The following is a 13,285-nucleotide window of genomic DNA, read 5'->3' as shown; positions in this document are numbered from 1 at the left end:
TTTTTTGCGTTTAAATGCAAAAAATTGTTTCAGAGCGGCCGAACACCTCCGTATCCCGCACGAACGGTGTGGTGCGGCTAATTTTTCAGCGGTGGAGTACGTTCAATCTGGACATTGGTGTTGCGCCAGGCCGCAGGGGCTCGGGCGCTTTTGCCATCAAGGGAGAGACATCATGAGTCATGCGTTGAGTTTGGATATCCGGCCGTTGCTGGCAGAGGCGGGCAGCTTGCCGATGCTGGTGCAGGCACCCGAGCCCGGTCTGGACTTGATGGAAGCGCTGGGCGAACTCAAGCCGCTGGTCGCCGGGCACCTGTACAGCGCCGGCGGGATTCTGTTTCGCGGTTTCGAGGTGGGCGGTGCAGAAGCGTTTCGCGAGTTCGCCGCCGGCTTCGGCGATCCGCTGCTCAACTACGAATTCGGTTCTACGCCGCGAAGCAACGTCACCAAAGGCGTGTACACCTCGACCGAGTATCCGGCGCACCAGAGCATCCCGCTGCATAACGAGCAGGCCTACACGCTGGAATGGCCGATGAAGATCTGGTTCTACAGCATGATCGCGGCGCAGACGGGGGGCGAAACACCGATCGCCGACAGCCGGGAGATCTACCGACGCATCCCTGCGCGCATTCGCGAGCGCTTCATCGAAAAGAAACTGATGTACGTGCGTAACTACGGCAACGGACTCGATGTGGAATGGAGTCAGGTGTTCAATACCGAAGATGAGTCCGTGGTCGAAGCCTACTGCCGGGCACACAACATCGAGTGCGAATGGAAAGACGACGGCGAGCTGCGCACCCGGCAGATTTGCCAGGCGGTATCGCGCCACCCGGTGACCCAGGACAGCGTCTGGTTTAACCAGGCGCACCTGTTCCACATCTCCAACCTGCAACCGGAAGTGCGTGAAACCCTGCTCGACGTAGTGGACGAGGAAGACCTGCCGCGCAACGTCTACTACGGCGACGGCTCGCCCCTCGAAGAAACCCTGCTGGACGAAATCCGCGGCGTACTCGACGAATGCACCGTCAGCTTCCCATGGCTGGAAAACGACGTCCTGATGCTCGACAACATGCTCACCGCCCACTCCCGCGCACCGTTCACCGGCAAGCGCAAAGTGGTGGTCGCCATGGCACAGGGGCATTCTGATAAGTAAACGCCGTCAGATCATCGTGCTAACGCACTGAGTGGGGTTGCCTTTCGTGACTCGCTGCATCACGAATCTACGGCTCGCCGCAGTTCAGAAACATCCAGAACCACGATGCTTTTCAACCACGATGGCACAGACGACGCAGAGTGCGACGTAAGTGACGGCTGAGTCCTGGCGCTGATCCGGGGGTAGCCTGGCAGGACGCCAGGCTAGCCGCACCGGGCCATGGATGGCCCGTTGCGGCGACCCCCGGATCAGTGACAGGGCGAAGGAACCCGACGAAGTCGGGCCGGAAACGGAGCGGGGACTTTGCTTACTTTGGTCCCTCAAAGTAAGGCGCCGTAAGGGCGCAAAGGTGACCGGAGCCAAACACCAATTCACCTGACATCGCAGAACCGCCGTGTGACGCGGAGCGTCACGACCTGCATTCCCACGCGGAGCGTGGGAACGATCGTCATGCAGAGCTTCACATTCCCACGCGGAGCGTAGGGACGAGAGTGACAGAGGGCGCACTGGCCTCTTCGCGAGCAAGCTCGTTCCCACGAGGCGGTCCATGTTTGAGCGAGTAGAACGATAAGTGTCCGGCTATTGATTATCGTGCCTGCGCTCCGCGTAGGCATGCAGTTCTGGACGCTCTGCGTCCTCTCTTTAGTGTTCGGTGCAATGCAGAGCCTCACCCCCGACAAACCTTTCTAAATATTTCCTCGCCAATTCGTTCTTGTTGATACGACCCCGCCCGACGGTCAGCCCCACTCAGCAAGGATCGACCCATGAACCCCGAACACGCCCAGAAACTCGCTCGCCGTTTTGTCGAGTTGCCCCTTGAAAAACGCCGCCTGTTCCTCGATGGCATGCGCAAGGAAAACATGGATTTCTCGCTGTTCCCGATCCCTTCCTGTGCCGGGCTGGCCGAGCGTGAGGGGCTGTCCTATGCCCAGCAACGCATGTGGTTTCTCTGGCAACTGGACCCGCACAGCGCAGCCTACAACCTGCCGATGTCGGTATGCCTGAACGGTCCGCTGGAGCTGCCGCTGCTGGAGCGGGCTTTCAGTGCTCTGGTCGAGCGACATGAAAGCCTGCGCACCACCTTCGGTCAGGAGGGCGACCGGGCGTTTCAGCGTGTCGCGCCGCCAGCGCCGGTGAGCATCCGCCTGACCGACCTCAGCGCTTTGCCGCTTGAGCAGCGCTGGGCAAGTGCGCGTCAGGCCATGGCCGAACAGACCGCGCAAACCTTCGATCTGCAGCGTGGGCCGCTGTTCACCGTGCAGGTGCTGCGTCTGGCCGAGCAGGAGCATCTGCTGCTGCTCAACCTGCACCACATGATCACCGATGGCTGGTCGATGAACGTGCTGATCGACGAATGGCTGCGCGGCTACGACGCGCTGCTGGCCGGTAAACCGCTGCCTTTTCAGCCGTTGCTCGTGCAGTACCGCGATTATGCGGTCTGGCAACGCAGCTGGCTGGAAGCCGGTGAGCAGGAGCGTCAGCTGGACTACTGGCGCAGCCACCTGGGCGAAGAGCATCCGCTGCTGGAGCTGCCCACCGACCGTCCCTATCCGGCCTTGCCCAGCCACGCCGGCGCTCGCCTGGAACTGGCGCTGGAGCCCGAGCTGCTGCGTAACCTGAAAAGCCTTGCGCAACGCCAGGGCGTAACCCTGTTTGTGGTGCTGCTGGCGACCTTCAAAAGCCTGCTGCACCGCTACAGCGGGCAGACCGACATTCGTGTCGGCGGCCTGATCGCCAACCGCACCCGCAGCGAAACCGAAGGGCTGATCGGCTGCTTCATCAATACTCAGGTACTGCGCAGTGAAGTGACAGCGCAGACCCGCTTCGTCGACCTGTTGAATATCGTCCGCGACGCCTCGACCGCTGCCCAGGCGCATCAGGAGTTGCCATTCGACGCCATCATCGACGCCCTGCAGCCGGAACGCAGTCAGAGCCATAACCCTTTATTTCAGGTGATGTTCAATCACCAGCCGGTGGTCGCCGACCTGCTCGACAAACAGTTGAGCGGCGGTCTGCGCGTGGCCAATCTGCCTGCCGAACAACAGGCATTGGCGCAGCGCTCGCATGCCGCCGCCAGCGACCTGATGCTGGCCACCAGCGGTGAAGGCGAGCAGCTGCATGCCGCCTTTACCTACGCCACCGACATATTCGACGAGTCGACCATCGCTCGCCTGGCCGGGCACTGGCGCAACCTGCTGGCCTCGGTCTGTGCCGATCCGCTGCAGACCGTCGCCGAGCTGTCGATGCTCTCCGCCGATGAGCGCACGCAACTGCTGGATGTCGACAATGCCACCAAAGCTGACACCACAACCCCCGCGCATCGCCAGTTCGAAGCACAAGTGCAGCGCACGCCGCAGGCCCCGGCACTAATTCTCGCCCATGAAGGTCAATCGCCGAGCCTGAGCTACGCCGAATTGAACCAGCGCAGTAACCGTCTGGCGTGGCAGCTGCGCGAGCAGGGTGTCGATGCGGACGTGCTGGTCGGCGTGGCGCTGGGTCGTTCGCTGGACATGCCCGTGGCGCTGCTCGCCGTGCTCAAGGCGGGCGGTGCCTATGTGCCGCTGGACCTGAATGCGCCGAGCGAACGCTTGCGTCATGTGTTGGCGGACAGTGGCGTGAAACTGCTGCTGACCCACAGCGATCAGCTGACCAGGCTGCCTGCACTGGCTGATATTCAATACCTGTGCATTGATCGGATGAACAGTGAAACCGCCAGCGTGCACAACCTCGACGGCCCGGTCAATCCGGCCAGTCTGGCCTACGTGATTTACACCTCGGGGTCGACCGGGCGGCCAAAAGGCGTGGCGATCAGTCATGCGGCGCTGGCCGAGTTCGTCACCCTGGGGGCGCACTACAGTGACCTGCGCGAAGGCGATCGGGTCCTGCAATTCGCCACCCACAGCTTCGATGGCTTCGTCGAGCAGTTCTACCCACCGTTGTGTCGCGGTGCGGCCGTTGTCCTGCGCGACGAGCGCCTGTGGGACAGCGCCACCTTCCATCAGGCCATCGTCGAGCACGGCGTGACCCTCGCCGACTTGCCAGCGGCCTACTGGCTGACGCTGGTTCAGGACTTCGCCGCCAGCCCGCCCGCGCATTACGCTGCACTGCGGCAGGTGCATGTCGGCGGTGAAGCCATGGCCGTCGAAGGTCTGCGCCTGTGGCACAAGGCCGGGCTGGGGCATGTCCGCCTGCTCAATACCTACGGCCCGACCGAAGCCACCGTGGTGTCGAGCATCCATGATTGCAGCACGCTGACCCCGCAGCAGGTGTCCTGGCGCGGTGTGCCGATTGGTCAGGCGCTGGCAGGACGACGCCTGTACGTTCTCGACGATCAAATGAACCTGCTGCCGCAAGGTGCGGTGGGTGAGCTGTACATCGGCGGCCCTGGCCTGGCGCGCGGTTATCACGCCCAGCCCGGACTGAGCGCCGAACGTTTTGTCGCCGATCCGTTTGTCAGCGGGGAGCGCCTGTATCGCACCGGCGACCGTGCCCGACTGCGTGCCGATGGCGCTGTCGAGTACATCGGCCGGGTCGATCATCAAGTGAAAATTCGCGGTTTCCGCATCGAGCTGGGCGAGATCGAATCGCGCCTGCAGCAATGCGCGGGCGTGCGCGAGGCCGTGGTGCTGGCCGTCGAACTGGCGGGCAGCATGCAGCTGGTCGCCTACGCGGTGCCAGACGTTGTCGCCTCCACAGAGGCCGAACAACTGGCCCTGCGTCAGAGCATCCGCAGCCAGCTGCAAGCCAGCCTGCCGGATTACATGGTGCCGACGCACATGCTGCTGTTGCCGGAGCTGCCCTTGACGCCCAGCGGCAAACTGGACCGCAAGGCATTGCCGGCCCCCGACGCAAGCCAGTTGCAGGCGCGTTACCGGGCGCCGCACAGCGAGGTGGAAATCTGTCTGGCCGCCATCTGGCAGGACGTCCTGCACGCGCCTCAGGTGGGCCTGGACGATCACTTTTTTGAACTGGGCGGGCATTCGTTGCTCGCCGCGCAAGTCATCGCCCGGATCAAGACGCAACTGGGCATCAGCCTGCCGCTGCGCAGCCTGTTTGAAAAACCGCTGCTCGGTGAGCTCGCCGTCGAAGTGGCAACGCTGACCGACAACAACACGGACAACGACTGGAGCGACATGGACCAGTTCATGGATTCACTGGAGGAATTCGGCGCATGACCGCGACCACTGCTGCACGCATCGCGAAACGTTTTGTCGGCCTGTCGCTGGAGCAACGTCAACAGTTCCTCGCCCGATTACGCCAGGAAGGCAAGGATTTCAGTCTGTTGCCGGTGCCGGTCAGTCGGCATGACGTCAGCGCCATTCCGCTGTCCTTCGCGCAGCAACGCCTGCTGTTTCTCTGGCAACTCGATCCGTCGAGCGACGCGTACAAGATGACCACCGGCCTGCGTCTGCACGGCACGTTGAACGAGTCGGCGTTGCGCCGTGCATTCGATCATTTGATCGAGCGCCACGAGGTACTGCGTACGGTGTTTCATACCGATGGCGATCAGGCGCAGCAAGTGCTGCTGCACGATCAGACAGTGGCGTTGGAGAGCATCGATCTGGCCGGTTTGACCGATGGCGAACTGCGCGATGCCGAACTGGCGCTGCAAGTAGCCACAGTCACCGGCCAACCGTTTGATCTGCGCACGGGGCCGCTGCTGCGCGCGCACCTTTTCCGCCTGGCGGGCGATGAGCATGTGCTGATCGTGAGCATGCATCACATCGTCTCCGACGGCTGGTCGATGGACGTGATGATTCAGGAGTTCGTGCACTGCTATCAGGCGTACTGCGAAGGCCGCGAACCCGCGCTGCCGGAACTGCCGCTGCAATATGCCGATTATGCGATCTGGCAGCGCAGCTGGCTGGAGGCGGGCGAGGGCGCACGTCAGCTGGAGTACTGGCGTAACCGGTTGGGTGACGAGCAACCGCTGCTGGACGCCGCACCGGATTTCCCGCGCCCGGCCACGCAGAGCTATCAGGGCGAGCACCTGCGCTTCGATTTCGGCGTTGATCTGTCGCGGCGGCTCAACGCCTTTGCGCGTACACAGGGCATGACCCTGTTCATGCTGGTGCTGGCCGGCTTTTCGCTGTTTCTGTCGCGCAAGGCCGGGCAGCGTGATATCCGCATCGGCGTGCCGAATGCCAACCGCGGTCGCGCTGAAACCGAAGGGCTGATCGGCTTCTTCATCAATACTCAGGTTTTGCGCTGCCAGGTGGACGAACGCCTGAGCTACCTCGACCTGCTGGCGCAGATTCGCGACACCTCGTTCGGTGCACAGGCGCATCAGGACGTGCCCTTCGAGCAACTGGTCGATCAACTGGCGCCCGAGCGCAGCCTGGGCCACAACCCGCTGTTCCAGGCCAAGTTCAACCAGAACGTGGTCCTCAAGCAGAAAACCACGCTCAGGCTGGCCGGGCTGGAGGTCAGCGAGTACGCGTTCGACAAACAGGGTGCGCATTTCGATCTGGCGCTGGACATCACCGACGACGGCACACTGATCCACGGCGACATGGCCTACGCCAGCGACCTGTATCGACGCACCAGCGTCGAAGGTTTCATCCCGGAACTGCTCGCGCTGTTCGAAACCCTGCTCGACGCGCCGCAGGCGCCGCTGTTCAGTCTCGCAACACTGATGGTCAAGCCGAAGCGTGATGCTCGCGAACCCGCGCCGCACATGCTGCAACTGTGGGACCGACAGGTCGAACGGCAACCTCATGCGCAGGCAGCCCGTTGCCTGGATCGTACGCTGACCACGCTGCAACTGGAGCAGGCCGCCAATCAGCTGGCTCATCAGTTGGTTCGCATGGGCATCAGCGAAGGCCAGCCGGTCGCGGTATTGATGGAGCGCTCGCTGGACTGGCTGACCGCCGTGCTGGCGATTTTCAAGGCCGGCGGTGTGTACATGCCGCTGGACGTCAAAGCCCCCGATGCGCGATTGCAACAGATGCTGGTCAATGCGCAAGCCAGGGTGCTGCTGTATGCCGAGGGCGATGTGCGGCAGACCTCACTGGGTGTTGCCGGTTGTCAGGGCCTGGCCTGGACGCCTGCGCTGTGGCAGGACCTGCCTGTCAGTCGGCCTGACAGCCTGCCTTCAGGCGATTCGGCGGCCTACGTGATTCATACCTCCGGCTCGACTGGCCAGGCAAAAGGTGTGCTGGTCAGCCAGAGCGCGCTGGCCGGTTACCTGCGCGGCTTGCTGGAGCAGTTGCAACTGGCCCCCGATGCGAGCATGGCGCTGGTCTCGACCATCGCTGCCGACCTCGGCCATACCGTTCTGTTCGGCGCGCTGTGCTCGGGACGCACGCTGCACGTGCTGACCGAGGCGCTGGGTTTCGACCCGGATGCCTTTGCGGCCTACATGGCCGAGCATCAGGTGGGCGTGCTGAAAATCGTCCCCGGTCATCTGGCCGCGCTGTTGCAGGCCGGCCAGCCAGCCGACGTGCTGCCGCAGCATGCGCTGATTGTCGGCGGCGAAGCCTGCTCGCCCGCGCTGGTCGAGCTTATCCGCCAGCTCAAGCCGGTTTGTCGGGTGATCAACCACTACGGGCCGAGCGAAACCACCGTCGGCGTGCTGACCCATGAAGTAGCGATGTCATCCTGTGGGAGCGAGCTTACTCGCGAAGAGGCCGATACAGGCTTGCGAAACAGGTCGGCTGGGCCATCGCTTTCGCGAGCAAGCTCGCTCCCACAGGTCCCATGTTTCCCACAGAGCACTGCACACTCTGGCGGTACTCTGCGCAGCGTGCCGGTCGGTACGCCGTTGCCGGGGGCCAGTGCTTATGTGCTGGATGACGTGCTGAACCCGGTCGGCACTCAGGTCGCTGGCGAGTTGTACATCGGCGGCGACAGCGTGGCGCTGGGCTATATCGGCCAGCCTGCGCTGACCGCCGAGCGCTTCGTGCCGGACCCGTTCGCGCAGGACGGCACGCGCGCCTACCGCAGCGGCGACCGCATGCGCCGCAATCATCAGGGCCTGCTGGAGTTCATCGGCCGGGCCGACGATCAGGTCAAGGTTCGCGGCTATCGTGTCGAGCCTGCAGAGGTCGCGCGGGTGTTGCTGGGCCTGGCTTCGGTGGCGCAGGTCAGCGTACTGGCATTGCCCATCGATGACGATGAGCCCCGGCTGCAACTGGTGGCCTATTGCGTGGCGGCAGGCGGGGCAGACCTGAGTGTCGACAGCCTGCGCGAGCAACTGACTGCGCGCTTGCCGGACTACATGGTGCCTGCACAGATCATGTTGCTGGACAGTCTGCCACTGACCGCCAACGGCAAGCTCGACAAGCGCGCCTTGCCCAGACCCGGCGTGGTCAAGCAGCGTTACACCGCACCGGTCGGCGAGATCGAGGAAAAGCTCGCTGCCGTGTGGGCGGATGTCCTCAAGCTGGAGCAGGTCGGCAGCACCGACAACTTCTTCGAACTGGGTGGCGATTCGATCCTGAGCCTGCAGATCATCGCCCGCGCCAAGCGCCAAGGCATCAAGCTCAGCCCCAAGCAATTGTTCGAGAAACAGACCATCGGCCAACTGGCCTCGGTGGCGAAACTGATTCAGAAAAAGCCCGCCGCCGTGGCGGAGCACATCAGCGGTTCGTTGCCGTTGCTGCCGATTCAGGCACGCTTCTTTGAACTGGACATCCCCGAGCGCCAGCACTGGAATCAGGCGCTGATGCTCAAGCCTTTGCAAACGCTGAAAGCCACTCATCTTCAGTCTGCATTGGCTGCGTTGGTCGAGCAGCATGACGCACTGCGCTTGGGTTTCACTCAACAGAACGGCCAATGGCACGCCACCTTTGGCGCTGCGAATACTCGCGAGCTGCTCTGGACCCATGAGCTGGACAGCATCGAGCGTTTGCCCGAACTGGCCGACGAAGCGCAACGCAGCCTGGACCTGAAAGACGGCCCGCTGCTGCGTGCCGTGCTGATCAATCTGCCACAAGGTGAACAGCGCCTGTTACTGGTCATTCACCATCTGCTGGTGGACGGTGTTTCATGGCGGGTGTTGCTGGAAGACCTGCAACAGGCGTACCTCGCCCTGGCGCAAGGCGAGCCGGTAGCACTTGCCGCAAAAACTACGTCGCTCAAACGTTGGGCCGAGCAATTGCACGCGTATGCGACCGGCGAGACGCTGGCGGCCGAGCGCGATTACTGGCTGCAAGCCTTGCAGGGCGCCGACCAGCCGCTGCCTCGCGATAAGCCCGAAGGCACGATGCGCAATCGTGACGCGGCGCATGCATCTTCCTGGCTGAGCCGTGACCTGACCCACAAGCTGCTGAAAGTCGCGCCGGCCGCGTACCGCACGCAAGTCAACGACCTGCTGCTGACGGCGCTGGCCCAGGTCCTGTGTGAATGGAGCCAGCAGCCCTCGGTGCTGATCCAGCTGGAAGGGCATGGCCGTGAAGACCTGTTCGACGATACCGATCTAAGCCGCACGGTGGGCTGGTTCAGCAGCCTGTTTCCGGTGCGCCTCACGCCGCAGATCGCGCCGGGCGCGAGCTTGTGTGGCATCAAGGAGCAATTGCGTGCGGTGCCTCACAAGGGCATCGGCTACGGCATGCTGCGTTATACGGGCGAGGCGTCTTTCGCACAGCAATTGGCCGCCTTGCCGCAGGCGCGAGTCACTTTCAATTATCTGGGCCAGTTCGACGGCAGCTTCAATGCGCGCGAGGCTGCGTTGTTCGTGCCGAGTGCCGACAGTGCAGGCGCTGCGCTGTGCGAAGACGGGCCGCTGGGCAACTGGCTGAGCCTCAACGGTCAGGTGTTCGACGGCCAGTTGCAACTGGACTGGAGCTTCAGCCGCGAGGTGTATCACGCCTCGACCATCGACACCCTGGCGCGTCGCTATGAGCAGGCGCTGACTACCCTGATCGAACATTGCACGGCCGGGCATCAAGGCGTCACGCCATCGGACTTCCCGCTGGCGCAACTCACCCAGGCGCAGCTTGACGGTCTGCCGATTGCTGCGGGTCAGATCGACGATATCTACCCGCTGTCGCCGATGCAGCAAGGCATGCTGTTTCATTCGCTGTTCGATGAAGGCGCGGGCAACTACATCAACCAGTTGCGGGTGAACATTCGTGGGCTGGATGTGCCGCGTTTCCGCAACGCCTGGCAGGCTGCGCTGGACCATCACGACGTACTGCGCAGCTGTTTTGTCAGCCAGCGCGAGCAGTCGCTGCAAGTGGTGCAGCGTCAGGTCGAGGTGCCCTTTGTCGAGCTGGATGCGCGTCGCCAGCCAGAAAGCTGGCTCGACGACTGGGTGCAGGCCGACCGTCAGCAAGGCTTCGATCTGGCGCAAGGACCATTGTTGCGCCTGGCCGTGTTGCGCACCGCCGATGACGTGTGGCATCTGGTGTATACCAGCCACCACATCCTCATGGATGGCTGGAGCAGCTCGCGCCTGCTCGGTGAAGTGCTGCAGCGCTACAGCGGCCAGGTGCCGCCGAAACAGGCGGGTCGCTATCGTGATTACATTCAGTGGCTGCAGGCTCAGGAGGCCGATGCCAGCGAGCGCTTCTGGAGCGCAGAGCTGGCGGAACTGGACGAGCCGACTCGTTTGTTGCAGGCGTTCAGGTCTTCGGCCGAGGGGCAGGGCTACGGCGACTACATCCAGCTGATCGACAGCGACGGCACGCGTCGGTTGAGCGACTTTGCCCGCGAGCAGCGCGTCACTCTCAATACGCTGCTGCAATCGGCCTGGCTGTTACTGCTGCAGCGCTACACCGGCCAGTCCAGCGTGACCTTTGGCGCGACCGTGGCAGGGCGTCCGGCAGAATTGCCGGGTGTCGAGGAACAACTGGGGCTGTTCATCAATACCTTGCCGGTCATCGCCAGCCCGCGTGCCGAGCAGACGGTGGCCGACTGGGTGCAGCAGGTACAGGCGAAAAACCTTGCCCTGCGCGAGCATGAGCACACGCCGCTGTATGACATCCAGCGCTGGGCGCGCAACAGTGGCGAGGCGTTGTTCGACAACATTCTGGTGTTCGAAAACTACCCGGTGTCCGAAGCCCTGCAGCGCGCGCCGGACGGTCTGGCCTTCAGCGACCTGCGCAATCAGGAGCAGGCGCATTACCCGCTGACCCTGGTGGTCGAGGCCAATGAGGTGCTGTCGGTGCGTTTCAGTTACGACCGCCAGCACTTCAGCGCCGAAGGCATTCTGCAACTGGCGGCGCATTTCGATCACCTGCTGCAGAGCCTCTGCGCATCGGCAACCACGCGACTCGGCGAACTGGCATTGCCGACCGCCTGGACGCAAAGCGTGCAGCGCTACCCGAGCGAGCACTGCGCCCATCAACGCATCGAAGCCCAGGCCGAGCGTAACCCTCAGGCCATCGCCCTGAGTTTTGGCGATGAACAACTGAGTTACCAGCAGCTCAACCAGCGCGCCAACCAGCTGGCGCACAAACTGCGCGAGCAGGGCGTCGGTCCGGATGTGCGCGTCGGGCTGGCCGCCGAGCGCGGTCTGGAGATGATTGTCGGCTTGCTGGCCATCCTCAAGGCCGGCGGCGCTTACGTGCCACTGGACCCGGATTATCCGCAGGATCGCCTGAGCTTTCTGATGCAGGACAGCGGTATCGAACTGTTGCTGATTCAAGCGCATTTGCTGGGTCAGTTGCCGATTCCCGCACACGTTCAAACCCTGGATCTGGCTGATACGCTGAACGATTACAGCACGGAAAACCCGCTCAACCAGACCGCGCCGGACAACCTGGCCTATGTGATCTATACCTCGGGCTCGACCGGCAAACCGAAAGGCACCTTGCTTGCCCATCACAACCTGATGCGTCTGTTTGCCGCTACGGATGACTGGTTCAAATTCAGCGAAAAGGACGTGTGGACGCTGTTCCATTCCTTCGCTTTCGACTTCTCGGTGTGGGAGATTTTCGGCGCGCTGCTGCATGGCGGCCGACTGGTCATCGTGCCCCGCGAAGTGACCCGCTCGCCGGAAGATTTTCATGCGCTGCTGATCGAACAGCAGGTCACGGTGCTCAACCAGACGCCGTCGGCGTTCAAGCAACTGATGCGCGTGGCCTGTGATTCATCGTTACCGATGTCGTTGCAGACAGTCATCTTCGGCGGCGAGGCACTGGACGTCGCCAGCCTGAAGCCTTGGTTCGAACGCTTCGGCGATCAGACGCCGCAACTGATCAACATGTACGGCATCACCGAAACCACCGTGCATGTCACCTACAGACCAATAGCCGAGGCCGACACGCAGAACCCGGCCAGCCCGATTGGCGAGGCGATTCCCGACCTGTCGTGGTATGTGCTGGACGCCGATTTCAACCCGGTCGCCCAGGGCTGCAGTGGCGAGCTGCACATCGGTCATGCCGGTCTGGCGCGCGGTTATCACAATCGCGCCGCGCTGACTGCCGAACGCTTTGTACCCGATCCGTTTTCCAGCGATGGCGGCCGCCTGTATCGCACCGGCGATCTGGCGCGTTATCGGGCGACAGGCGTGATCGACTACGCCGGGCGCATCGATCACCAAGTGAAGATTCGTGGCTTCCGCATCGAACTGGGTGAAATCGAAGCGCGGCTGCAAGCGCACCCCGCTGTGCGCGAAGTGAGTGTGCTGGCGCTGGACGGGCAGTTGGCTGCGTACCTGGTGCCTACTGAGGCTGATCAGGATCAGCAGAGTCTTCGTGAAATGCTGAAAAGCGAACTCAGGGCGCACTTGCCGGATTACATGGTGCCCAGCCATTTCATCGTTCTCGACAGCATGCCGCTGACCGCCAACGGCAAGCTGGACCGCAAGGCGCTGCCTGCGCCGGATGCCAGCCAGTTACAGGCTACCTACAGCGCCCCGCAAGGCGAGCTGGAGCAGCAACTGGCAGCGATCTGGGCCGATGTGTTGAAGGTCGAGCGGGTCGGGCGCAGCGACAACTTTTTCGAGCTCGGCGGCCATTCGCTGCTGGCGGTGCAGATGCTCGTGCGGGTGCGCGAACAGTTGCAGCACGAGGTCAGCCTCAAGGATGTCTTCGAGCAACCGCTGCTGGCGGAGTTCTGCGCCACGCTGCAGGAAAAAAATGGCGAAAGTGGCCACGCGCAGGACGAATTGACTAAATCACTGGAGGCACTCAAACGTTTATCAGCGGAGGAAATTGATAATTTGATTGCTTAGCAGGAGAGACCCCA

The 13,285-nt window shown here is 62.7% G+C and carries 3 protein-coding genes; all 3 read left to right on the top strand.

The window, feature by feature from the left end:
* Nucleotides 1-172: 172 nt before the first annotated feature.
* The 3 genes from JOE33_RS04400 (at nucleotide 173) to JOE33_RS04390 (ending at nucleotide 13,271) form a co-directional block, all read left to right on the top strand.
* Nucleotides 173-1,150: a TauD/TfdA family dioxygenase gene (locus JOE33_RS04400; protein WP_187626102.1), complete on the top strand. Its 978-nt coding sequence runs from the start codon at nucleotides 173-175 to the stop codon at nucleotides 1,148-1,150.
* 764 nt (nucleotides 1,151-1,914) lie between these two features.
* Entirely contained in the window at nucleotides 1,915-5,325 is a 3,411-nt protein-coding gene (locus JOE33_RS04395) for a non-ribosomal peptide synthetase (RefSeq protein ID WP_187626249.1), read from the top strand.
* Nucleotides 5,322-13,271 (top strand): non-ribosomal peptide synthetase, encoded by a 7,950-nt coding sequence (locus JOE33_RS04390; protein WP_209924039.1) that lies wholly within the window; start codon nucleotides 5,322-5,324, stop codon nucleotides 13,269-13,271. Before JOE33_RS04395 ends, JOE33_RS04390 begins: the two co-directional genes overlap by 4 nt.
* The last annotated feature ends 14 nt before the right edge of the window (nucleotides 13,272-13,285 follow it).

The sequence above is a fragment of the Pseudomonas sp. PvP027 genome (assembly GCF_017833005.1).
GTDB lineage: Bacteria > Pseudomonadota > Gammaproteobacteria > Pseudomonadales > Pseudomonadaceae > Aquipseudomonas > Aquipseudomonas congelans.
This window is presented reverse-complemented; position numbering and strand designations above follow the sequence as displayed.

Bases quoted from the DNA above. Each gene is read 5' to 3' on its own strand.
- JOE33_RS04400 (WP_187626102.1), top strand. From the start codon at position 173: ATGAGTCATGCGTTGAGTTTGGATATCCGGCCGTTGCTGGCAGAGGCG.
- JOE33_RS04395 (WP_187626249.1), top strand. From the start codon at position 1,915: ATGAACCCCGAACACGCCCAGAAACTCGCTCGCCGTTTTGTCGAGTTG.
- JOE33_RS04390 (WP_209924039.1), top strand. From the start codon at position 5,322: ATGACCGCGACCACTGCTGCACGCATCGCGAAACGTTTTGTCGGCCTG.